Genomic DNA, 22,831 nt, shown 5'->3' on the forward strand with positions numbered 1-22,831 from the left:
GCCGAGGGCGCCTAGGCGCATGGCCGAGGTGCCGCCGCGCGCGCGCCAGCCGCAGGCGGTGCTGTTCGCCTGCGGCCAGAACAGCGTGCGCTCGCCGATGGCCGAGAGCCTGCTGCGCCAGATGTATCCGCAGGCGCTCTATGTCCGCTCCGCCGGCGTCAAGAAGGGCGAGCTCGACCCCTTCGCGGTGTCTGTCATGGCCGAGCTCGGCCAGGACATCTCGCAGCACAAGCCGACCACCTTCGAGGAACTCGAGGACTGGGAGGGGCTGAATTTCGACCTCATCATCACCCTGTCTCCCGAGGCCCATCACAAGGCGCTGGAGCTGACCCGTACCATCGCCGCCGACGTCGAATACTGGCCGACGCCCGATCCGACCGGCGCCGACGGCAACCGCGAGCAGAAGCTCGCCGCCTATCGCGAAGTCTGCGACGGCCTGTTCACGCGGATCCGCAAGCGTTTCGGCAAGCCCGGGCCGGCGGGCTTGTAGGGTCCCGGTTCCTGCACAGGTGTCATCGAACCGAAATACCAACGTCGTCCGCCGCTCAAACTGAGGCCGTAGAGCAGGCCCGTCTCGGCCTTGTCGCACGCCTCGCGGGTTGTGGAATGGCAGCCCTTCCGATAGGTTCCGCGCGCCCGCCCCACAGCTTCCGAATCCCCTAGCGAAATCAGCATGCTCGGCCGTCCCAAAATCGTTCTTGCATCCGGTTCGCCCAGGCGTCTGGCGCTGCTCAACCAGGCCGGCATCGAGCCCGACGCGCTGCGCCCGGCCGATGTCGACGAGACGCCGAGGCGCGGCGAGCTGCCGCGCGCCTGCGCCAATCGCCTCGCCCGCGCCAAGGCCGATGCCGCGCTCAAATCCGTCCAGCTCGACGACGAGCTGCGCGGGTCGTTCATCATCTCCGCCGACACGGTGGTCGCGGTCGGCCGCCGCATTCTGCCGAAGGCCAATCTGGTCGACGAGGCCTCGCAGTGCCTGCGGCTGCTGTCGGGCCGCAACCATCGCGTCTACACCGCGATCACCCTGGTCACGCCGAAGGAGGCGTTCCGCCAGCGCCTGGTCGAGACCCGCGTCCGCTTCAAGCGGCTCAGCGAGGACGACATCCAGGCCTATATCGGTTCCGGCGAATGGCGGGGGAAGGCCGGCGGCTATGCCGTGCAGGGCATCGCCGGCTCGTTCGTGGTCAAGATGGTCGGCTCCTACACCAACGTCGTCGGCCTGCCGCTCTACGAGACCACGACCCTGCTCGCCGGCGAGGGCTTCCCGATCCGCTTCGGCTGGCTCAACACGGTCGGCGTCTGACCATTCGCGTGCGGGGGTGCATCCGCGCGTCCAGCCCATTAAATAGCCGCCGATGTCAGACGAATCGCCCAACCGGAGCGCCCCCGCTTCGAAATCCGCCAAGCCCATCCGCCGCTGCCCGATCTGCAACCGGCCCGCGGCCGAGGCCGTCCGCCCGTTCTGCTCGCCGCGCTGCCGCGACGTCGACCTGCATCGCTGGCTCAGCGGCTCCTATGTCATCCCGGCCGCCGAAGGCGACGAGGACGACGTCGAATAGCGCCGTGTTTTCATCATCTTGCCCCTGCGGTGCCGGCCGGTCGGGACGGGCGTCCCGCGCCGCCGCGCAACCGCACAAGGAATGTGAAAACTTGCCCTCAGGGCGGTAGACAGCGCGGTCCGGTCCCACTATAACCCGCCGGCTCGCCGGGCTTTTTTGCCCGCAAGAGACCTGCCCAGGTAGCTCAGTTGGTAGAGCATGCGACTGAAAATCGCAGTGTCGGTGGTTCGATTCCGCCCCTGGGCACCATGTCTCAAATCAGGCTTTGATCTTCCTCGGTTTTTTCCCCTTTTACTCCCACTTTCTTCAACCGGGCCCAAAAGTGGGAGACTATTGTTCGCGGTTTGATCGAGGGACAGGAGCGGTATCGCGCTCGCGGCGAGACGTTTTTGTTGGCCATCTTGGTATAGTGCGCGGCCTCCTTCATCGTCTGCCATCCGAAGATCGCCATCAGCTGCTTCTCGGCCGCGCCGTTCTCGGCCGCAATGCATGCGCCCGTAAACGTAAGCCAGCCATTCTTGATGTGTTGTCGGCCAAATTTAACGACGTCCGATCTTCGCTGACCGGTGAACAGAATAGCGCGAGTGCGAGATGCGCCTTGGTGCCGATTGGATGCTTCTTGGTATATTGCAGCACTTCAGCAATCGTCCAAGTGTGGAAGCCCTGCGATCCGGTCTTCATGTACGGCACATCCCGGGCCGGATTTCGCTCGGCGCCGGGATGCTCCGCCGCGATTGCATACTTGACGACTTGGCGCAGCGCCTTGATGTGACCGTTGGCAGCCTCGGGAAATTCCGCTTTGCGATCGCGCAGCGCGCGCACCTTGCTGCTCGGCATCGAGGCGTAGGGCAAGGAACCGATCAAATTTGAATTCTCGTCCGAGACCGGTTCGCTACACAAATTATCGAGAATGCCGCGTCGGGCTGACTTGATGCTGGTGTCGAGTCTCGTGAATTCCGCCGAGGCGTAGTATTGCTCAATCAGCCATCGCAGCGACCCATTCTTCGCGCGCGTGCCCTGCGGTTGTTCGGTCTCTCTGGGCTCGATCTTGCCATTCAGAGCGGCCTGGTACTCTCTCCCGAATTCGTCGGTACCTGGCACGGCACGAAGTCGGATCTTGGGTCCTCGATTGCGCTGGAAACACCGGCGACACATTACCGTGTCGATCCATGTCCTCGTATACGTACTTGATACGCAGAGTGGTCACTGCGAGTCCATTTAATCACGCGGCAACTTCATCCCATGGATTGGTGCTCTTCGCGCCGGCGAGATCAGCATTCGTGTCGAAGCCGTTCCGGAGCACGGCATGGCGACTATTTGGGACGCCGACGTCCTGATCTGGGCTGCTTCGCAAATCGTTGAAGCTCGCGATGGCGGACTGAAGACGTCCCGTCTGATGGCGGCAACGCCCTACGAAATCCTGACCTTCGTCGGCCGCGGCACCAGACCGCTGATGCCAGCGTGATTTGTTTGCACGACTAACGACTCTCTAGTCGCTCTCAGAGCAAGTCTCTCTCATGAAACCCAGAGTTGGCATTTACCTCTCCGAGGGCATGGCTGCGCGGTTGGCAGAAGCGGCCAAAAATCCCCGTGCCACTCGTTCTCTGGTTTCCCGGGATCGCGTCCCGCTCCTGAACGGCTTGATGGTGATGCTGGGCGCGCTGGGTGCGGTCACGGCGACATTGCCGGCCGACCTGTTGCTGGAGTGGATTGGTTGGCGTGAACTATTTGGTCTGCTTGACTGTCGCCAGTGCGCTCACGATTTATCTGATCGTGCCCGAGAGGACTGCAGTTCCGGGCGGCGCGGTCGCAGCCGGTTTGAAAGAGGTCTATGCCGATCCGCGATTCTGGCGCGTTGCGCCGCTCTCGGCATCCTGCATTGGAACGGCCTGGGCTCTCCAACGGCTCTGGGCGGCGCAGTGGCTCAAGGACGTTGAGGGCCTCGATCGTGCGAGCGTGGTATTTCATTTGTTTGCCATGGCGGCCGCGCTCAGCCTGGGTGCCATTCTGCTTGGGGTCGCTACCGATCGGCTGCGAAGGCGCGGTGTTGGACCGGAGGTGCTCCTGGGGCTTGTTGCGGCTGTCTTTATTGCAACTCAGTTCGAATTGATCCTGCGCTTGCCCTTGCCGTCATATTTGCAGTGGGCCGTTGTAGCGGCCGTCGGCGCGGCTACAGTGCTGAGCTTCGCGACTCTGGCCGAGTATTTCCCGAAACAGCTCGCCGGAAGGGCCAACGGCGCGCTGAATCTGTTCCACATTGCCGCGGCCTTCGTTGTGCAATACGCGACCGGCGTTGTACTTCAGTATTGGACACCTCAAGCGGGACACTATCCCGAAATCGCCTATCGGACAGCCTTTGCTCTCAATCTCGCGCTCCAGGTCGTGGCTTGGATCTGGTTCGTGTCTCCGCGCGTCAGCGCCGACTCGCGACAAATGCGCGCGAGCGCGATGTAGATACGAGACCGGAGCACAAGGAACTCTCCCTGATCACACTGGTGGAGGTGATCAAAATCGTTAGAAGCCCAGGGCGCTCGAGGTGCTTCGCCCTATTGCGCAGGGACGTGCCTCTTCGGTCGAGCCGCCCGGGACAGGAGCAGCGCAAGCGGGCCCATGAGAATCCCGGCAGCCAGCATCATATAGGCAAGCCACCACCCGCCGGCGCTCTGGGGTCCTCCCGCCGCGTCGAGGGCCACGCCCGTGCCCCAGGCTCCGAGGGCCGACAACCCGAAGCCCACAGTGGAGTGCAGCGCCAACGTGGCTCCCCGATAATTGGGGTCGGCCGCTGCGCTCATTCCCGCGGTCAACGCTCCAGAGTCGGCAGGGACCGTTACGCCGTAGATCAGCAGCAGCAGCACCAGCGCCCAGGCCGGGGCGGTTACGTTGAAGGCGATGATGGTCGCCACGCAGGCGGACGTGATCATCACCGCGATAATCGCACGGTGCCGCCCGAACTTCAGCGCGGCTTCGTTGCCCAAAATGCTGGCGGGCATCGAGATGATTGCAAAGAAGAAGCTCACTACGACTGGCGACAGCCATGATGGCGCGTCCTGGTGCGCAACCACGAACGTCCAGAAACCTACGAGCCAGGTACGGATGCCGTAGAGTTCGAAACAGTGGGCACCGTAGCCGAAAATGTAGCCGAGTGCCTCTCGGTTGGCGAACACCGGCTTGAAGTTCAAAAGACGCCCTGTCTTGGGCTCCGGTCGGCGAGTTTCCATCAGCGCGCACGCCATCACCATTGCAATGGGTCCGATTCCGGTGATCACGAACGCAGCAGGCCAGCCCCATTTGTCCGCCGCCACCTGCGCCACCAGAAAAGAGATACCCACCCCGAACGAGAAGCTCGATGTGTACAGCGTGACCGCACGCGAACTGTTTCCTGCCGGGAGCCGGTCGGTGAGCGCCTTCAGGCCCGGCATGTACGCCCCCGCAAAGCCGAGTCCGGCGATCGACCAGATGATTGTGCCCGACCAGAATCCTTGCGCAAACAAACCGAAGGCGATGGTCGCAAGTCCGCTCACGACCGATCCGCAGAGGAGCACCAAGCGCGCGTCGATACGGTCCGTCAGCGTCGTCAGTAGGGGCACCGCGAGCATGTAGCCGAAGGCGTAGCCGCTTGCCATCAAGCCGCCTTCGGCGGCACTGAGCCCCCATGCCGGCATCAGGTGTTGAGCCAGATTTGCCGAAAGGGTCACGTGCGGCAGCAGGTTGCCCACCTGTCCGAGACACATCACCGCGATCAGCGGCCGGCCGGTCAAGTTGCGGATGCTCGCCTCCCCTCGATTCTGTGGGCATTCATGCGGTTCGCCCAGGCTGCAGGAGCAACAGCGCGACGAAGGCAGACAGCGATGCGAGAGCGCTGACCCACAGCGCGACGCTACCGACATGTTCCACCATGAGCCCCATCGCGAGCGGTGCGACGGCTCCCGTTGCCCGTGCCGGAAGCGAAATCATGCCGACGCGTCTCCCGAAGCCGGCGGGTCCGAACAGAGCCAGCGGCAGCGTGCCGCGCGCGATGGTGATGATCCCGTTGCCAGCGCCGTACAAGACCGCATAGGCAGACGCGAACAGAGGACCTCCCAGGATCAGCGTGATGACGCCGATGGGATTCATCAGTGTAGCAAGTCTCGCCGAGAGCAGCGGGTGGAAGCGACCGAGCCAACCCGCTTCGAGAAGCCGGGCACCAACTTGGGCGGGCCCCACCAACGTTCCTGCGAACAACGCGGCAGCCGGTGAGGCACCCAGGGACACCAGCATCGTCGGCAGGATGGCCGAAAACCCCGAGCTGACGAACCCGACGGCGGCGAACATGTAGGCCAGCACCACGATCGCGAACGTTTCGCTTTCACGCGAGGGGAGTTGAGGATGATCCACCGTCCCGGCTTCCTGTCGTAGGGGCGCGGCACGCGGCAAGTAGAGATTGAGAGGAAGCGCCAGGACCAAATGGATCAGCACCCAAGCCTGGCACGCCACTCGCCAGCCGTATTGGGCATCCAGCCACGTCGACAAGGGCCAGCCGACGGTGCTGGCAAACCCGGCGATCAGCGTGATGCCGGTGATGGAGCGTCGCGCCTTGCTGCCGTAGATGCGCGCGAGCGTTGCGAACGCCGCCTCGTAGAGGCCCATTCCCATGCCGATCCCGAGCAGCACCCAGGATACGACCAGGAGTGCTGGCCCCTCTGCGATCGAGAGCACGAACAAGCCGCCCGACAGAACAAGGTTCGAGGCCGCGAGCAGGCCTCGGCCTCCGAACGTGTCGATGGCATGCCCCACCCGTGGCCCCAGAAGTCCCGCGATCACGAGGGCGCCCGAGAGCGCCGCGAAGACATGGGTGGGTGCAAGACCCAAATCCCGCGCGATTGGCGCAGCGAGGATGGCCGGAAGGTAATAGCTCGAGGCCCACGCAATGGTTTGCGTGGTGCCGAGTGCAACGACGACCGCGACCGGACCTGCAGCCTGGCCCGCAGGAATTCGATTCATGAGCACCCGCAGCCCGAAGCTCCCGTCTTCTTGGCCGCCTCGTCGGCGCCGCAGCAGGCCGATGCATCCTCCTTGGGAGGGCCGCCGCAGCAGGCCGTCGCGAGCGTGGCCGCCGCGACGCTTCCACGCGTGCAGACGCCGGTCTCCGGCAGCACGAGCTCGACCCTCGCCGCGGCGGCCTTGTCGCCCGCAAGGTCGGCTGCGATCGAGCGGACCTGTTCGTAGCCGGTCATCATGAGGAAGGTGGGGGCGCGGCCGTAGGACTTCATGCCGGCCACGTAGAAACCGGGCTCGTCGTGTGCGAGTTCGCGCGCACCATGGGGGCGTACCGTTCCGCAGCTATGCTCGTTCGGATCGATGAGGGGAGCGAGAGCGACGGGCGCCTCGATGGCCGGATCGAGTTTTAGGCGCAGTTCGGACAGGAACGACAGGTCGGGACGGAAGCCCGTCGAGACGATCAGTTCATCGGCGACCACGCTACGCGCCCCGCAGCACGCGCCGGTCGCGATCCGTAGCCGGCCTTCAACTTCCGAGATGTGCGTGACGCCGAATTCGGCTTCGACCCGGACCTTGCCGGAGGCGACGAGCGCGGCGAAGGCGGCGCCTAGCTCGCCGCGTGCCGCGAGCTTGTCGTTGCGGCCGCCGCCGAACGCCTTCGCAGGGTCGGCGCCGCGCAAGAGCCAGACCGGCTCAGTGCCAGGTGCCTTTTCGGCGAGGTGGGCGAGGTCGATGAGCGTACCGACGGCCGAATGGCCGGCGCCGAGGACGGCGACCGCCTTCCCAGCGTATCTGGCTCGCTCGGCGCCGCGGACGTCCGGCATGCCGTAGGTGATCTTGCCCCCGTACTCCCGTTCTCCGAGGGCGGGCAGACCGTTTGCGCCCGCGGGATTGGGAGAGAACCCGGTGCCAGACACGTCGATGACGGCATCAGCCCGCAGCACCTCGGGCCCCTTGCCGTTCTGATAGCGGATCTCGAAAGGAGCGCCCTCGCGACCCTTGGTCTTGGCCTTGTCGAATCCGACCCGGCTGATCGCGGTCACGCGGCTCGAGGTGCGTATCGACTCGCGGAGCGCGGTTTTCGTCGCCAACGGCTCCAGGTAGCGGTCGATGAGCTCGCCGCCGGTGGGGTAGGATTGAGGGTCCGGAGAGTTCCATCCGGTCGGCGCGAGCAGGCGCTGCGCGGCTTTGTCCACATTGTACTCCCAGGGCGAAAAGAGCTGGACATGCTGCCACTGGCGAACGGCATGTGCCGCTTCGGGTCCGGCCTCGAGCACGATCGGCTCCATTCCGCGCTCGAGAACGTGCGCAGCCGCGGCGAGACCGACGGGGCCTGCCCCCACGATCGCCACCTTCTTCTTCTCCGTCATGATCGTCTCCTATCCTTCTAGAATTATCGAATATTGATCGACCAGAAATCAAGCCGCCGGCTTCTTGCTCCGGCACTCCACTTCGTCGGCGCAGCACTCGGCCGCCATGAAGTCGACCAACCCGCGCATGATCTCGTAGTTGGCGTGGCAAACGAGCGTGGTGGATTCGCGGACCTGCGTGATCAGGCCGACGGAGACCAGCGTCTTGATGTGATGCGACAGCGTGGACGCAGGAATCTTGAGCTTTTCCTGGAGCCGGCCGACCGGCAGACCGGCCCTGCCGGCTCTCACGAGGGCCCGATAGATCTGGAGCCTGGTCCGGTTTCCAAGCGCTTCCAGGCGCGCTGCGACGTCTTCGATCTTCATGTGGCAAATATGCGCCGGCGCGCAGGAAGAGTCAACGGTATTTCTAGAAATTTCGAAATAGCGCGTGCTCTGGTTCTCTCAGGCATACCAGGCGAAGAAGCGATCGAGAACTTGACGGCCATTCGCCTCGAAGCACCGCCCGTGACTCACGATTATGCGCTCGGGGTCCCAAGACAAGACTCTGTCAATTGCGGCTCGGGCTCTTCTTCGGTGCAACAAGAGTGGCAAGCGCATTCCGAAAAAGATCTGGCCATTGGGATGGTACATTCCCGTGAGGCGCGCAGCCGAGCGCCAGGGCTCGCTAATCTTGTCCAGCTCAAGGTTGATGATCGTATCGGTGAGAATGAGCGTTCTGGACGCCTTGTGAAAGAAGACGATTTCTCCGAAAATGCCTCCTGGGATGGCAGTTTGGTCGATTTCACCTCCCCACGCCGGCGGCGGCGTCGACGTAAGCTCATCGTCAAACCGCACGTCAATTCCTCGCGCCCGTGCGCGTCGGCGTGCGCCCGGAGACCCCCACGTAGTGGCATCGGGGAATGCTCGCGACCACTCCCCGATGTGAGCATAGTGAAATTGGTTTGGTGATACGAGATGGCTGATCGAACCGATCGATCGTAGGTGGCGCGCGAGTTCGAGATCGAGCGCGATGGGTGAATGGAGGAATAGTTCACCATTCTGAAGCTGCACGACGGTCATGCGCGTCGAAAACGGCAGTGGCAGCGTCACGCCAGCCATCGTCAGGTACTCGAATGGCCCGTCGACGACCCCGATTCCTGGCGCGAAGGGCTTGTATTCGTTAATCGGGTCGTACAGCGATGGAGTACGCGACATGGCGGTCTGCCGGGTGTTCCGGGCCGCCGATTATAGCCCTCTCGCCTTTCAAGACCTAGAGCCGGCGCAGGTTTAGCGGGGCGGCATCGATTGCACCTCTATCCGGCGGGTTCAGCGTGCACGCTCTGCTCCCGGTGTTGTGGAGTGCGATGGATCGCGTCGAACCAGGCAAGAACGGCCTCGGCCGAATAGGGGAGCTCAGCTCCCAAGCCGCCGTGAAACTGGCGCCAGCGTTCCACGTAGGGCTCCCGCACCGCCGTCAGGAGCGGGGTTCCCGCGCAGACGACGTCCGCGCAGGAAGCGAGCAGCCCGTGTCCTGCGGCCTCGGCTCTGCCAAACCGACTGATGACGACGAGATCCACTGCATCCCTGATCGCGGATTCGATGCAATGCGCCATCGAGAGCAGGGCCTGTTCGTCCAGCTTGCAGCCGCGGGACTCGCTTCCGCGATCCTGGGTGATCCTCGCCCGCTCCCCGGTGCGAAGGTCCAACAGGTCGAGCATCCGGCATTTTGCGGAGCCCGGCACCATGTTGACCTCGGCTGACCGGCAGCGACATGACCGAGATCAACACACTTGAATCGGGGCCGGGCGGCTCCCGCCGCCCGGCCCCGGTTCTCTACGCCTTGTAGTGGGGCGACTTGAACGATAGCCGTTTCGTCGTCTCGGGAGCCGAAGCGATCTTGCGGATGTCCGCCCACGTCTGCTTGTAGTTGGGAATGATGAGCTCGTTCACTCCGGCGTTGACGACATTGCCCTGCACGCCGGTCGGGAACCCAAAGAGCATAAACGTCTGCTTTGGCTTCGCCGACGGCGTTGGCTGGACCATCGCTTGGGTCGAACCGGCATCATTATAGACCTCGACCAGATCGCCTTCGCCCAGGCCGAGCTCCTTCATGTCGTTCGGGTTCATCTCGATGAAGGGGTACGGCGTCCGGTCCATGACGAAGTCATTCTGGGCATCCATGAACGCATTCTGCCAAACGAGGTTGGTCCGTCCGTTGTTGACCAGGAACTTGTACTTGGCCTTCTGCTCGGCCTTGCCCGCGGCCTGAAGCCCGCGCCAGGGCGCGGCCATGAAGAATGCCTTGCCGTCCTTGGTCGAGAACTTTCCGTCCGTGTACAGTCGCTTGGTTCCCTGGATCTTGTTGTCGGCGAAGCCGACAGATGGCTCCTGGAAGCCGTTCGTGCCCATCGCGCGGAGGCGTGCATACGTGACGTTATCGCCGCCTTTCTCGTGCTTGCGGTAGCCGTCGTTGAAGGCGTCTTCCTCCGTCTTCCAATCGAACCCTTTGAACTGATCGGCGTAGGAGGCATTGCCCTGCTCGCGCAGCACGCGCTCCATCGTGTTCGCAAACCGGGCGGCGATGAGGCAGTCCGGCATCGCGTTGCCGGGCGGATCCATGTAGCGCTCGGTCAGCCGCATTCGTCGTTCGCCGTTCATGGATGTCAGGTTCATCTCGCCGGAGATGGCTGCAGGCAACCAGACGTGGGAGGCTTGTCCGATCTGGGTCGGCACGATGTCGACGTCGACCGAGAACAGGCCGCCCTGCCGGATCGCGACCATGATGGCGTCGACCATGGCCTTGCGGTCGCCCCAGGGCACGGTGTTCATGGCGTCCTTCACCATGTCCGTCCGGCGCTTGTACACCTGCTTGAACTTGAACGCGTTGAGCGTCGTCTTGTAGTGGTCGCAGGCCCAGATGTGATGGATGCCGCCGCGCCCCTCGATGAGGAGCTTGTCGACGTAGGCGGCCGGCCGCCCGACATGGGCGTCGGATGGACGCGAGTAGCCTTCCTGGTGGCCGCCCAGGCGCACGACTCCGCCGCCCGGCCGGCCGACGTTGCCGGTCGCGAGCGCGAGGTTCACGATGGCGCCGTTGGTGCGGTAGTTGTCGTTGCCCCAGATGATGCCCTTCTCGTATCCGAACATCGTCCGCCGGCGCTTGCCGCCGGCCTTCGGCTCCGCGATCCACTGGGCTGCCTTGACGATGTCCTCTCCGCGGAGCCCGGTGATCTTCGCCGCGTCCTCGATCGACGTGCGGTTCGCAGCCAAGGCCGACGCGAAATCGGTCAACGGTTGATCGGCCGGCGTGCCGCCGGGCCGCGATATCAGACCGGCGGCCTGACCCGAGGGCAACGTGCTTGCCGCGATGAACTCCTTGTCGATCCACCCCTTGTCGGCCACGTAGGTCAGAAGCGCGTTGAACAGCACGAGGTCCGTGCCAGGCTCAAGCGCGAGGTGGAGGACACGATCCTTCCCGCCCTCGGCTTCGCAGGCAGCCGTAGTCGCGGTGCGGCGTGGATCGATGATGATGATCCGGCTGGCCTCGACGGGTTCGCCGGGGAATTCCTTCTTCCTCTTGTCCATCGTGGTGCCGCGCAGGTTCGGTATCCAATGGTTGAGGAAGTAGTTGGTCTGGGTCTCGAGCGGATTGGTGCCGATCGCCACGATCGTGTCCGCAAGCTCGGCGTCCTCGTAGCAGTTGTTGAGCTCGCCGACGCCCATGTCGCGCGTCGCATGCACCTCGGAATTGTAGGCGGGCCGATTGTGAATGCGGACGTTCTTGATCTTCATGGCGCCGAAGTAGAGCTTTCCGGTACCCCAGGTGTTCTCGTATCCTCCGGCCGATCCGCCGTGGTCGAACATCGACACGAAGAGGCCGTCTTCGCCCTGTTCGTTGATCACAGCTGCCGTGACGCGCGCCACCAGATCGAGCGCGTCATCCCAGCTCGTCGGCTGCATCGAGCCATAGCGCCAGACCATCGGGTCGGTCAGACGCTGCAGCTGGGTGTTCCGTTGCTGGGAGGTGTGGTTCTCGGCCATCCGCGCGCCGCGGATCGAACCGAGACCGGAGTTCACGACACAGTCCGTGTCCGGCTTGATGACGAGGTGAACGTCCTTACCGTCCTGCTTGACGATGTTGTACATGGACGGCGAATACCAGGCCGCGGTCTCCGCGCCCTGCTGCTTGGACAGGTCGACGCCAAATTTGTTGGACTTCGGATCGAAGCCACCCTGCTTGTTGATCGCCCAGGTGTAGGCTTTGTAGCCGCATCCGACGATACAGTAGTGGCAGGTGACGTTGTGCTCCTTGGCATCCGCCGGGATGATCGGGAGGCGGTCGGTCTGGCGCTTATAGGTCATGTTGTCCCTCCCTCACAGAACGTTGGAAAGCCGGCCGTACAGGAGCTCGTCCACACCGTCGGCGTAGATGTCGCCCTTGCCGTCGATCCGGAGCTGGTATTGCGCGAGGTTCTGGGTGGCGTGACCCCAGATCTGCTGTCCTCCCTTTTCGACGTCGTAGCGTCCATAGTGACCGGGGCAGCTCAGCGACCTATCCTCCTTCGAGTAGCTCAGAGGGAAGCCCTTGTGCGGGCACACGGTCGAGAACCCAACGATATCGCCGTCGGGACCAATTCCGCCCTCCACGCGGGTGCCGAGCTTGATCAGCACGCCCGGCGCGTCCGCATCCGGATACGCCACGTCCATGGGCTCATTCGTTTTGAGCTGAGACACGTTGGCCAGGCGGCTCGATGGATATGCGACGCGGGCTTGGGACGGGGCAGCCTGAGCGGGCGTCGACATCGCGCTCGCGGCCACGGCGCCGGCGGCGGCCACGGTTGCGCCGCTTAGAAATCGGCGCCTGCCGGCGTCGACCATCAGATCGCACTTTTTCATGAGGGCTTCTCCCGGGTGATGCGCGGATCATTGGGCTGATCCGTTCATCTCTGGACTTCAATTCCCGGGCCAGAAGCGCGAACGGTCTAAGTTCTTGAAGTCTCTAGGACGCGCTGCAGCAAGCCGTCCAATTATCCGAACGTTCACAAAGCGAGATGTTCAGAATACTGAACGTGTCAGACCGCGTTGATGCCGAAACGGCGCATGCGATCCCACAGCGTGGTTCGCGAGACACCGAGCAGCTTCGCCGCTTCGGCGATCTGCCCGCCCGTATCCTTGAGCGCGCGCTCGATCTCCTGTTGTTCCGCGGCGTCACGCGCCTCGGCGAGCGATCTTCCGGACGGCTGGCTCGCGCTGCGCATCGTCTCGGGAAACAGATCGACCGGCATAAGCCATGGGCCCGTCGCCAACGCGACCGCCCTGTCGAGCCGATTCCGCAGCTCGCGCACGTTGCCGGGCCAGGGGTGAGCCAGAGCGGCACTTTCGGCGCCGCTACTCAGTCCGCGCAGGTCCGGATTTGCGCTGGCAAGTTCGGTGAAGAAGCGATGCATGAGAAGCTGAATGTCTTCGGGCCGCTCGCGAAGCGGCGGAATCGCGACCGCGACGACGTTGATGCGGTAGTACAGGTCTTCGCGAAATCGCCCCGCAGCGACTTCCGCCGCGAGATCCCGGTTGGTGGCACAAACGACGCGCGCCCGGAACGGGACGATGGCTTCGCCGCCCAGGCGGTAGAAGCGGCGTTCGTCGAGCAGCCGAAGCAGCTTTGCCTGAAGTTGCAGTGGTAGCTCCGCGACCTCGTCGAGAAAGAGGGTCCCGGATTGAGCGCGCTCCGCATACCCGAGGTGCCTGCTGTTGGCGCCCGTGAAAGCGCCTTTCTCGTGTCCGAAGACCTCGCTCTCGAGCAGATTGTCCGGGATGGCGGCGCAGTTGACTGCCACGAATGGCCGGGAAGCGGCATCCGAAATGTTGTGGAGGTGGCGTGCGCAGACCTCCTTGCCAGAGCCGGTCTCGCCGGTGAACAGCACAGGCGTATTGCGGCCGGCCATGCGGGCGAGCAGTTCCTCGATGCGGCGCATCTGCTGCGACAGTCCCAATACGCCGTCCGGAACCGCCGGCCTACGGCCGATCAGAGCGCGGGCGCGCGATATCAGATCGTCGAGTTCGAATGGCTTGGTCACGTAGTCGCCCGCGCCGGCCCTGATGAGAGCCACCGCATGGTCGATCTGGCCGTATGCGGTCATGAACAGAAACGGCGGGGCGGCACTTTCGCCGCTCACTTTCCGGAAGATGTCCTCACCCGACATGTCCGGCAAACGGATGTCACAGATGACAAGATCGGGGGCACCTCGCCTCAGGCCCGCGAGAGCTTCCTGGCCGCTGCGCCACCACTCGACCTTGCAGCCTTCCAGCTCCAGGTACTGGTTGAGGGATTCTCCCATGATCGGATCGTCTTCGATCACAGCGATGGACACTGACTCAGGCAACATTGCGCTGCTCCTCCCCCGAGCCATCGGGTATCGCTATGGAGATCGCCGTTCCGCCGCCGGCCGGATGCTCGACTCGGATGGAGCCGCCGACTTCCAGAACGAGACGCCGAATGATCCAAAGGCCAAGGCCGGGCTCTCCGGGCCGTGGCGCGGCATCCGCTTCACGGCTTTCGAGGTAGCTGACCCTATCCTGGTCGAGTCCGGCGCCTTCGTCGCTCACTGTCAGGACTAGGCTGCCGTCCACCAGCCCCGCTTCGAATGCGATACGGCCGGCGGGCGCGCTTGCTTGGCACGCGTTGAGCAGCAGATTGAGCGCGGCCTGACGGACGGCATTCGCTCTGACGGGAATCTCGCCGGGAAGCTCGTTCGCCCACGACAGCGAAAGGTTTCTGCGATCGAGCTCAGGACCGATCAGAAGACGCAGGTCCTCGATGTCGCTTGGCTTCAGCGGACGCATCGCGGTGTCGACACGGTGGGTCACCAATGCGGACCTCACGACGTCGCGGATGCCCGCGAGCCCCCGCTCAAGAAGAGAGAGTGCACGCTCCCGAACCCCGAGCTGATGGCCATGTCGCCGGAGCGTCTCGATCGCGTTGAACATGCCTCCCAGCGGATTGTTGATTTCGTGGGCCATCCCGGAGGCAAGACGGCCGAGGCTAGTGAGACGTTGCTCTTCCGCGACGCGAGCAGCCAGCGCCTCACGCTCGTTCCATGATCGCACCATCATGTTGTAGTGTCTGAACAGGCGACCGAACTCCGAACTGGGCGGTCCGACATCCTCATCTGCGATGCACCGCAGTTCGCCGGACTGCCCCCGCCTGAAATGCGTGGTCAAGAGCTGCACCGGTCGCAGCATTCTGCGCACCGCGATGAAGCCGACCGCCGCGACCAGCATAGTGATGGCGATATTGGTCGCGACCAACGTCCAGAGCACGTCCCGCCGCTCCTTGAATCGGGCGCCGACGTCGAATTGGGTGTAGATCACCCCGATGCGACGCCCCTGATCGAGCAGCACGCGGCGGACGCCGGCACGCTCGGCCTGCTCGTCAAGCCAGCTATCGTTTGCGTCCGCAAACCGATCGACGATCGACTTCGGCACGGGTGCAAAGGCCGGCACGGTACGGGGATCGAAGGAAGCCAGGACGATGCCGTCGGGTTCCGCCACCACCGTCTCGAGAATCGTCAAGCCGCGGTACAGTGAACGAGCGCGGTCGAGATTGTCGAACGTCTCCCAGGCGTCCCCACGGATCACCGCAGGCATCACCGACGACGAAAGCCCGTCCAGGTAGGCGGCGGTCAATTCCCGGAAATGGCGATCCTGGGTTTCGGCGAGCCTCTTGAGCACCTGATCTGTGAGCACCACCCCGATGGCGACCATGAGCAGCGCCACAAGCGCAGGGACCTTGATCACGACCGGCAGATTCGATCTCAGGTCGAAGCGAGCGCTCATCCGAGGCTCCGAACATAGTTCATCTTCGCCCCAATCGTGTCGAACAGGGATGGATCGCTTCTCGTGAAACCGTCGAGATGCAGCATCTGCAGCACCCGACGGGCCTCCGGATCGGACGACATCCCGACGAACGCTGCGGCCAGGTCATCGACCGAAAGTCCGCTCGGGCGGCTCTTGCCGCACGCCACCGGCGGAAATCCTAGCCATTCCGATTGTCGCAACACGCGAGTTGGAGCCGTCAAATCGGGCTCTACGATGCTGAGGACTTCCCACACGTAGCCATCGACGGATCCGCTATCCGCCAGCCCGGAGGCGACTGCGCGGACGACGTTGCGATGACCATAGGTGAAGAAGTGATGCCTGAAGAAATCCTCCGGCTTGGTGTGCATATCGGTCAGAAGGGCGCGAGTGACGAGGAAGCCGGAATTGCTGTCGGGATCGGAGAACGCGTGCGTGTCGCCTTTCAGATCGGGAAAGGACTCGGCCTTACGGCGGGCATCGACGATCACGTAGGACTGGTAAAGTGGGCGGCCCTTCCACACCGGTACCGCTACCAGATCGAGCTGCTCGCGAAATTGGACGTAGGGGTAGCCGCAGATCCAGGCAGCATCAATTTGTCCGTTTACCAGGAGGAGCGTGATCTCCTGGTAGGTTCGGCGCGTGAGGATCTGGACTTCCCTGCTCCAAATGCGCTCAAGATAAGAGCGAAGTGTCGCCAACAGCTCCAAGTCGGAAGTCAGAAGCACGGGCGTGAGCCCAATCTGCACCGGCCGCGGATCAGCCGCTACGGCGCGTCTGCTTTTAAGAGCAATCGTACTCGCCGCTAGTCCGGATAGGACTGCGCGCCTCGTGACTCGCGTTCTATTCGCATGTGATGCAGGGGCCTGCCTTTGACGCAAACCCATGGCGATTCCTCCTAGAGTCGTCGCCCCTTTTTTCTTAGAGAGTATCGAATGGCGTCTGGCGCGGCAACGAATATGACAGGCATGTGACGGTGAGGTATTGAGATAGCTCAAGCAACAGCTCACCGGCGCGCGTCTCAAGGACCTGCGGGAGCTCAGCGCCACTCTGTGGTTGACAGAATGCTGTAATATCCATAAGTCTAGAAATATGGATAATGAAGAAGCGGTCTTGGCGCTCGCCGCGCTCGCTCAGCCCACTCGGCTGAACGCATTTCGTATTCTGGCAAGTCATGAGCCGGAGGGTCTGTCGGCCGGAGAGCTTGCTCGCGCCCTGGAAGTTCCCCAGAACACGCTCTCGGCGCACCTTTCGATCCTTTCAAGGGCGGACCTCGTCACCTCGGAGCGACACAGCCGGTCGATCATCTATCGCGCCAATCTTGCCGAATTCCAGAAGGTGGCGCTGTTTCTGCTGCAGGACTGCTGCGGCGGCCGGCCGGAAGTCTGCGCACCATTGATTGAAAGCCTTGCGCCTTGCTGTCCTCCGAAAAAGAAAAGGGAGCGAAGCCGTGTCTGATCACCTCTACAACGTTCTCTTCCTCTGCACCGGCAACTCCGCCCGTTCAATCATGGCGGAATCGATCCTGCGAAAGAATGCCGGCGGCCGCTTCCGGGCGTTCTCGGCAGGCAGCACGCCGAAGGGCGCGGTCAACCCGCTGGCGCTACGCACTCTCCAAAGCCTGGACTATCCGACCGACGGCTTGCGCTCGAAGAGCTGGCTCGAGTTCGCCGCCCCCGATGCACCCGTCATGGATTTCGTCTTCACGGTCTGCGACAACGCCGCCGGTGAGACCTGTCCGGTGTGGCCTGGACAGCCGATGACCGCTCACTGGGGCATCGAGGATCCCGCCGCAGTCGAAGGTATTGATCTCCAGAAGGAGGCGGCATTCGTGACCGCCTTCCGGTACCTGAAGAATCGCATCGGTACCTTCACCAATCTTCCTCTGCGCAGCATCGACAAACTGTCGCTCGGCACCAAGTTGCGCGAGATCGGCCGGTCGGAAGGCGCGAGTTCATCCCGCAACGACGTGGCCTGACACATGAGCATCTTCGAACGTTACCTCACACTTTGGGTTGCCCTCTGCATCGTCGCCGGCGTCGTGCTCGGCCACTTCATGCCTAGCTTCTTCGGAGTGGTTGCAGCCGCGGAAGTGGCCAAGGTCAATTTGCCAGTGGCAGTCCTGATCTGGCTGATGATCGTGCCGATGCTGCTGAAGATCGACTTCGGTGCTTTGAGCCAGGTCCGAGAGCACTGGCGCGGCGTGGGGGTTACCCTGTTCATCAATTGGGCCGTCAAACCGTTCTCGATGGCGCTTCTCGGCTCCTTCTTCATCGGCAACGTGTTCGCGCCGATGCTGCCGTCCGCGCAGATCCCATCCTACATCGCGGGTCTGATCCTGCTCGCAGCCGCTCCTTGCACCGCGATGGTGTTCGTCTGGTCGAACCTGTGCGAAGGAGAGCCTCACTACACGCTCAGCCAGGTCGCATTGAATGACGTGATCATGGTCTTCCTGTTCGCGCCGCTGGTGGGGCTTCTGCTCGGTGTAGCCTCCATCAGCGTTCCCTGGGCGACGCTTCTGCTCTCGGTCGTCCTGTACATCGTTGTGCCGGTCGTCGTAGCGCAGGCCTGGAGGACGTCCCTTCTCGCCGCTGGCGGTGGTGCCTTCGAGCGGACCATGCGGAGGCTGCAGCCATTGTCGCTTGTTGCTCTGCTGGCGACGCTAGTTCTGCTGTTCGGTTTCCAGGGTGAGCAGATCGTCAAGCAGCCGGTCGTGATTGCGATCCTCGCCGTGCCGATTCTGATCCAGGTCTATCTCAACGCCGGTCTCGCCTACTGGCTGAGCCGGCGCTTCGGCGTCGCCTGGTGTGTCGCTGCACCTGCGGCGCTGATCGGCGCCAGCAACTTTTTCGAGCTCGCGGTTGCTGCTGCCATCAGCCTGTTCGGACTAGACTCCGGAGCTGCGCTCGCGACCGTGGTGGGCGTGCTGGTCGAAGTGCCCGTGATGCTGTCGGTGGTCCGCATCGTGAAGGCGACTCGCGGCTGGTATGAATCCGGAGCGAATGCGGCCAAGCCCGCGATGGAGGCTCACAGATGACCATTACGATCTACCACAATCCAGATTGCGGTACGTCCCGCAACACGCTCGCTATGATCCGGCAAAGCGGCATCGAGCCTGAGATCATCGAGTACCTCAAGACGCCGCCGTCGCGCGATAAGCTCCAGGAGCTCATCACCACCATGGGAATTCCGGTTCGCGACCTGTTGCGCGAGAAGGGAACGCCCTACAAAGAACTTGGCCTCGGCGATCCGAAGTGGACCGACGACGAACTGCTGGATTTCATGATCGCGCACCCGATCCTAATCAATCGCCCGATCGTCGTCACGCCGAAGGGCGTCCGGTTGTGCAGACCGTCGGAAGCGGTCATCGATCTCCTTAACGGCCCGTTCGGGCGGTTCGTCAAGGAGGATGGCGAGGTCATCGAGCCCAGATGAGCCGGTACAACGACCGCATTAGATCGCTCGGTCGAAGGCGATGCGGGGCGCAGTGTCCGACGGCTTAAGCGCCAGAGGGCCGGCCTCAGGCGTGCCCAGAACACACCATCGATACCTATTTTGTTGTTGCCTCGTAGCCCGTTGGTCACTCCCATTCGTTGATTCCATCGCAACAGAGGAGCTCGCGGCGTTGCTATTGAATCTCCGCAGGTATCCCATCGCAAAGCGATGCAACGATGCGGTCATTTTGAACGCAACGCTCGTCGCACCCATCGGACTGACGGCAATTGCATGACTGCTGCGTCTGCAGGACAGCTTATTATGTCTCACTTTCGCGCGCTGAACGCCCCGACGCCGTATCTGTTTTTCACCGGGAAGGGTGGTGTCGGTAAGACGTCGCTTGCATGTGCCACCGCTGTTGGCCTCGCCGACCGTGGACTACGCGTTCTTCTCGTCAGTACCGACCCGGCGTCGAACCTGGACGAGATGCTCGAAGTCACTTTGACTGATCGCCCAGCGCCGGTGGCAAACGTGGCCGGACTTTCGGCGATGAATATCGATCCCGAAGCTGCTGCCGAGAGCTATCGCACCCGGGTCCTCGAACAGCTCGGACCGGAAGTCACCGCCGGTGAGCGGTCGACTGTGCGCGAGCAGCTCTCCGGAGCTTGCACCACCGAAATAGCCGCCTTCGACGAGTTCGTGGGACTGCTGGACGGCGATATGGCAGGATTCGATCACATCATATTCGATACGGCCCCGACTGGCCACACTCTACGGCTGCTCAGCCTGCCAAAGGCATGGACCGGCTTTCTCAAGGACAATGACCGAGGAGCGTCCTGCCTCGGGCCGCATTCAGGCTTGAAGATGCAGGAGGACCGCTTTCGCAAGGCGCTCCAGGCCTTGGGCGATTCCGAGCGGACCACTATCGTTCTCGTCACCCGCGCCGACAAGGGGGCCATCCGTGAGGCGGCCAGAACATCGGGCGAACTCGATGCGCTCAATCTCTCGAACCAGCTCCTCATGGTGAACGGGCGCTTCCACGCGGCGGATCGAACTGATGTCGTCGCGACTGCCCTTGAGCGGGATCAGGACGAGGCACTAGCGGCAATGCCTGCGTCGCTCACGAAACTTCCGCGAGAGGAAGTCCCGTTGCTTGGTTTCGACATCGTGGGTCTGACGGCTCTGAGGGCGCTTCTGTCGCCCTCCAGCCAGCCTTCAGTTGCTGCGAGCATGCCGAACCTGGAACCAGTTGACCTGCCGGGCCTGGACCGGTTGGTCGATGACATCGCGCGGGATAAGCACGGCCTCATCATGGTCATGGGCAAGGGCGGCGTCGGAAAGACGACGATTGCTGCCGCCATTGCCGTGGGATTGGCCAAGCGGGGTCATGCCGTCCACCTCAGCACCACCGATCCCGCAGCTCATGTCGCTTTCGTGGTCGATGGCGCCATGCCTGGCCTCACCGTTGACCGGATCGACCCTCGGGTCGAGACGGAGCGGTATGTCGCGAAGATCCTGGCAAGTCGGGGTCGTGATCTGGACGAGCAAGGCAAAGCTCTGCTGCTTGAAGACCTCGCTTCGCCATGTACCGAGGAAGTCGCCGTCTTCCATGCCTTCTCGCACATTGTTGCGGAGGCCCGTAGCGACTTCGTCGTGCTCGATACGGCGCCCACGGGCCACACGCTACTCCTGCTGGATGCGACCGGGGCCTATCATCGCCAGATGACAAGCCAACTTGCGCCAAGCGGAGCCGGGCGTATCGTCACCCCGCTAATGAGGCTGCAAGACCCCACCTACACAAGGGTGATCCTGGTGACGCTGCCGGAGACGACTCCGGTTTCAGAGGCCGCTGCTCTTCAGGAGGACTTGCGGCGCGCCTGCATTGAGCCATTCGGCTGGGTAATCAACAAATGCCTGATTGCATCGGGAACTCACGATCCCCTGCTGCGATCGCGGCTCGTCAGAGAGCGGACTCAGATCGCTCGCGTTCGGAACGGCCTCGCAGAGCGGGCATTCATGATCGGTTGGCGAACCAAGTCTCCTGTTGGCGTGAGGGAGCTTGCGGCGCTGTCGTGATGACGGCGTCTCCCGACCTACGCGACCGACGGCGAGATCGAACGGGTGTACGTCGCCGCCGGATAACCATCGCCGGTCCCGGTTGTCCTCCGATAACAGACCATGCGACGGCAAGCTGCATGCGTCTGACCGAATCGTAGCCTGCAGACGCCGTTGGTGCGCCGAACGCGATAGGACACTTGCTCTTGGGGCAGCCGACGCTTGACGCTCGGTCCGTCATGTCCGGGACCAAGATCTCTGGGGGCAAATCGCCATCGTCTTTGCGATCGTGCTGGCCACGATGTGGGCGGCCACGATGTGGGTGGCTTGGAGGCTCGGTTACCAACCTCAGCTTGGACAACCATGGTTCGAGCTGATCTCGGGAGTACCCATCTACTTCCCGCCAGCATTCTTCTGGTGGTGGTACGCCTATGACGCGTATGCGCCGCAGGTCTTCGTAGAGGGGGCTTACATCGCGTCGTCCATCGCGTCGTCTGGCGGATTCATCTCGATCACGGTTGCCGTTGGCATGTCGGTATGGCGGGCGCGCGAAGCCAAGACTGCCGCGACCTACGGTTCAGCTCGCTGGGCGACGCATCAGGAGATTCGGGCTGCCGGCCTTACCGGCCCTGATGGTGTCGTGCTCGGGCGTTTCGAGCAAAATTACCTGCGTCATGATGGACCGGAACATGTGCTGTGCTTCGCGCCGACCAGGTCCGGTAAAGGCGTCGGTCCGGTGGTGCCAACGCTGCTGACCTGGCCGGGCAGCTGCATCGTTCACGACATCAAGGGCGAGAACTGGACCCTGACCTCGGGCTTCCGAGCCCAACACGGCCGGGTCTTGCTGTTCGATCCGACCATCGCGAAGTCAGCCGCCTATAATCCATTGCTGGAGGCGCGGCGAGTGCGAGGTGCGTGACGTGCCGCTGCACTTTGATGAGCTCGACCTGTAGGTCGTGCAGCGCGGCGCGATAAGTCTTGCCGCTTTCGTGTTGTGCGGGTCGTCTTTTGGATGATTTCGACATTTGCTGACATCTGATGGCGTAGGCTCAAAAATGGCTCGCGCCTGACTTGGTGTCAGTCGGAATCAATATCGGCTGATTGGGTGCGGCGACCCGCAGGGGCGTCGCACCTACTCAACCTCGAAGCTCACCGCTCCTTGTCGCCCATGTGATGCGGCGTCGACGTCGCGGGGCCGCCGCGGTAGTGATGACCGCCGGTGCCCTGGGTCTTGGTGGAGACGCCGACCGTCTCCTTCTTGCCCATATGGTGGGGGACTTCGGTCTTCGGCCCTCCCTGATAGTGATGGCCGTTCTTTTCGGTGTCGGATGATCCGGTCTGCGCCATCGCTGGCAACGCAATGAGCGACAGGGCCGCGGCAGCGGCAAGAATTTTGGGAAGGGTCATATTGGCTTCTCCATTGTGAAACTTGGACGACAGATGTCGGGTCGCGGTCTTGCGTGAAGATCCCAGACGAAGCTCGTTTGCGCTGTGAAAAAATCCACATCAGCGAACGGATCGCTGACGATAAGAAACCGCGCAGGAAGCAATTTAGAGTTGGGATCGCTTCTGAGATTGACTTGCATCAATCGGTAGCCGGTA

Annotated in this window: 23 protein-coding genes, 1 tRNA gene and 2 pseudogenes; 12 read left to right on the top strand and 14 right to left on the bottom strand. The window is 62.9% G+C overall.

What is annotated here, in order from left to right; genetic code table 11:
- The first annotated feature begins 19 nt into the window (after nt 1-19).
- The 4 genes from QX070_RS06225 (at nt 20) to QX070_RS06240 (ending at nt 1,808) form a co-directional block, all read left to right on the top strand.
- Entirely contained in the window at nt 20-490 is a 471-nt protein-coding gene (locus tag QX070_RS06225; protein WP_315735995.1) for an arsenate reductase ArsC, read from the top strand.
- A gap of 183 nt (nt 491-673) precedes the next feature.
- Entirely contained in the window at nt 674-1,303 is a 630-nt protein-coding gene (locus QX070_RS06230; protein WP_315735997.1) for a Maf-like protein, read from the top strand.
- Nucleotides 1,304-1,355: 52 nt separating this feature from the next.
- Nucleotides 1,356-1,559, top strand: coding sequence for a DNA gyrase inhibitor YacG (yacG, locus tag QX070_RS06235; RefSeq protein ID WP_315735999.1), 204 nt, complete (start codon nt 1,356-1,358; stop codon nt 1,557-1,559).
- 173 nt (nt 1,560-1,732) lie between these two features.
- Nucleotides 1,733-1,808, top strand: a tRNA-Phe gene (locus QX070_RS06240).
- A gap of 4 nt (nt 1,809-1,812) precedes the next feature.
- Here QX070_RS06240 and QX070_RS06245 read toward each other — a convergent pair.
- Nucleotides 1,813-2,010 carry a hypothetical protein gene (locus tag QX070_RS06245; RefSeq protein WP_315736001.1) on the bottom strand — a complete coding sequence of 66 codons (198 nt, stop codon included), beginning with the start codon at nt 2,008-2,010 and terminating at the stop codon, nt 1,813-1,815.
- Nucleotides 2,010-2,660 (bottom strand): hypothetical protein, encoded by a 651-nt coding sequence (locus QX070_RS06250; RefSeq protein ID WP_315736003.1) that lies wholly within the window; start codon nt 2,658-2,660, stop codon nt 2,010-2,012. Before QX070_RS06250 ends, QX070_RS06245 begins: the two co-directional genes overlap by 1 nt.
- Before the next feature lie 157 nt (nt 2,661-2,817).
- Here QX070_RS06250 and QX070_RS06255 point away from each other — a divergent pair.
- A pseudogene (locus QX070_RS06255) lies at nt 2,818-3,003 on the top strand (replication initiator protein A); the annotation flags it as partial.
- Between the two features lie 275 nt (nt 3,004-3,278).
- Nucleotides 3,279-4,013: a hypothetical protein gene (locus QX070_RS06260; RefSeq protein ID WP_315736005.1), complete on the top strand. Its 735-nt coding sequence runs from the start codon at nt 3,279-3,281 to the stop codon at nt 4,011-4,013.
- A gap of 92 nt (nt 4,014-4,105) precedes the next feature.
- Here QX070_RS06260 and QX070_RS06265 read toward each other — a convergent pair whose 3' ends face one another.
- The 11 genes from QX070_RS06265 to QX070_RS06315 form a co-directional block, all read right to left on the bottom strand.
- Nucleotides 4,106-5,290 carry an MFS transporter gene (locus QX070_RS06265; protein WP_315737012.1) on the bottom strand — a complete coding sequence of 395 codons (1,185 nt, stop codon included), beginning with the start codon at nt 5,288-5,290 and terminating at the stop codon, nt 4,106-4,108.
- Nucleotides 5,291-5,354: 64 nt separating this feature from the next.
- Nucleotides 5,355-6,539 carry an MFS transporter gene (locus tag QX070_RS06270; protein WP_315736006.1) on the bottom strand — a complete coding sequence of 395 codons (1,185 nt, stop codon included), beginning with the start codon at nt 6,537-6,539 and terminating at the stop codon, nt 5,355-5,357.
- Nucleotides 6,536-7,906 carry an NAD(P)-binding domain-containing protein gene (locus tag QX070_RS06275; RefSeq protein WP_315736008.1) on the bottom strand — a complete coding sequence of 457 codons (1,371 nt, stop codon included), beginning with the start codon at nt 7,904-7,906 and terminating at the stop codon, nt 6,536-6,538. Before QX070_RS06275 ends, QX070_RS06270 begins: the two co-directional genes overlap by 4 nt.
- Nucleotides 7,907-7,954: 48 nt before the next feature.
- Nucleotides 7,955-8,272: a metalloregulator ArsR/SmtB family transcription factor gene (locus QX070_RS06280; RefSeq protein ID WP_315736010.1), complete on the bottom strand. Its 318-nt coding sequence runs from the start codon at nt 8,270-8,272 to the stop codon at nt 7,955-7,957.
- A 78-nt stretch (nt 8,273-8,350) separates the two neighbouring features.
- Nucleotides 8,351-9,103 (bottom strand): DUF4336 domain-containing protein, encoded by a 753-nt coding sequence (locus QX070_RS06285; protein ID WP_315736012.1) that lies wholly within the window; start codon nt 9,101-9,103, stop codon nt 8,351-8,353.
- Between the two features lie 98 nt (nt 9,104-9,201).
- Nucleotides 9,202-9,633, bottom strand: a complete 432-nt coding sequence (locus QX070_RS06290) for a DUF2478 domain-containing protein (RefSeq protein WP_315736015.1) — start codon at nt 9,631-9,633, stop codon at nt 9,202-9,204.
- A gap of 88 nt (nt 9,634-9,721) precedes the next feature.
- Nucleotides 9,722-12,250 (bottom strand): arsenate reductase (azurin) large subunit, encoded by a 2,529-nt coding sequence (locus QX070_RS06295; RefSeq protein WP_315736017.1) that lies wholly within the window; start codon nt 12,248-12,250, stop codon nt 9,722-9,724.
- A gap of 12 nt (nt 12,251-12,262) precedes the next feature.
- Nucleotides 12,263-12,784, bottom strand: a complete 522-nt coding sequence (locus QX070_RS06300) for an arsenate reductase (azurin) small subunit (protein ID WP_315736019.1) — start codon at nt 12,782-12,784, stop codon at nt 12,263-12,265.
- Between the two features lie 176 nt (nt 12,785-12,960).
- Complete coding sequence (locus QX070_RS06305; protein ID WP_315736021.1) at nt 12,961-14,271, bottom strand: sigma-54 dependent transcriptional regulator; 1,311 nt, start codon at nt 14,269-14,271, stop codon at nt 12,961-12,963.
- Nucleotides 14,261-15,721 (bottom strand): HAMP domain-containing sensor histidine kinase, encoded by a 1,461-nt coding sequence (locus tag QX070_RS06310; RefSeq protein ID WP_315736023.1) that lies wholly within the window; start codon nt 15,719-15,721, stop codon nt 14,261-14,263. Before QX070_RS06310 ends, QX070_RS06305 begins: the two co-directional genes overlap by 11 nt.
- Nucleotides 15,718-16,467 (bottom strand): PhnD/SsuA/transferrin family substrate-binding protein, encoded by a 750-nt coding sequence (locus QX070_RS06315; RefSeq protein WP_315736025.1) that lies wholly within the window; start codon nt 16,465-16,467, stop codon nt 15,718-15,720. Before QX070_RS06315 ends, QX070_RS06310 begins: the two co-directional genes overlap by 4 nt.
- Nucleotides 16,468-16,831: 364 nt before the next feature.
- Here QX070_RS06315 and QX070_RS06320 point away from each other — a divergent pair, with 364 nt between their 5' ends.
- From QX070_RS06320 to QX070_RS06345, 6 genes and pseudogenes are all read left to right on the top strand, one after another.
- Nucleotides 16,832-17,197, top strand: a complete 366-nt coding sequence (locus QX070_RS06320; RefSeq protein ID WP_315736027.1) for a metalloregulator ArsR/SmtB family transcription factor — start codon at nt 16,832-16,834, stop codon at nt 17,195-17,197.
- Entirely contained in the window at nt 17,190-17,717 is a 528-nt protein-coding gene (locus QX070_RS06325; protein WP_315737013.1) for an arsenate reductase ArsC, read from the top strand. Before QX070_RS06320 ends, QX070_RS06325 begins: the two co-directional genes overlap by 8 nt.
- A 3-nt stretch (nt 17,718-17,720) precedes the next feature.
- Nucleotides 17,721-18,776: an ACR3 family arsenite efflux transporter gene (arsB, locus tag QX070_RS06330; protein ID WP_315736029.1), complete on the top strand. Its 1,056-nt coding sequence runs from the start codon at nt 17,721-17,723 to the stop codon at nt 18,774-18,776.
- Entirely contained in the window at nt 18,773-19,174 is a 402-nt protein-coding gene (gene arsC, locus QX070_RS06335) for an arsenate reductase (glutaredoxin) (RefSeq protein WP_315736031.1), read from the top strand. Before arsB ends, arsC begins: the two co-directional genes overlap by 4 nt.
- 321 nt (nt 19,175-19,495) lie before the next feature.
- Entirely contained in the window at nt 19,496-21,250 is a 1,755-nt protein-coding gene (gene arsA / locus QX070_RS06340; protein ID WP_315736033.1) for an arsenical pump-driving ATPase, read from the top strand.
- Between the two features lie 247 nt (nt 21,251-21,497).
- Nucleotides 21,498-22,152, top strand: a pseudogene (locus QX070_RS06345) (type IV secretory system conjugative DNA transfer family protein); the annotation flags it as partial.
- A 226-nt stretch (nt 22,153-22,378) separates the two neighbouring features.
- Here the strand turns inward: QX070_RS06345 and QX070_RS06350 are convergent.
- Complete coding sequence (locus QX070_RS06350) at nt 22,379-22,636, bottom strand: hypothetical protein (protein WP_315736036.1); 258 nt, start codon at nt 22,634-22,636, stop codon at nt 22,379-22,381.
- Nucleotides 22,637-22,831: the final 195 nt, after the last annotated feature.

This window comes from Bradyrhizobium sp. SZCCHNR1093, assembly GCF_032381175.1.
Taxonomy (GTDB): domain Bacteria; phylum Pseudomonadota; class Alphaproteobacteria; order Rhizobiales; family Xanthobacteraceae; genus Bradyrhizobium.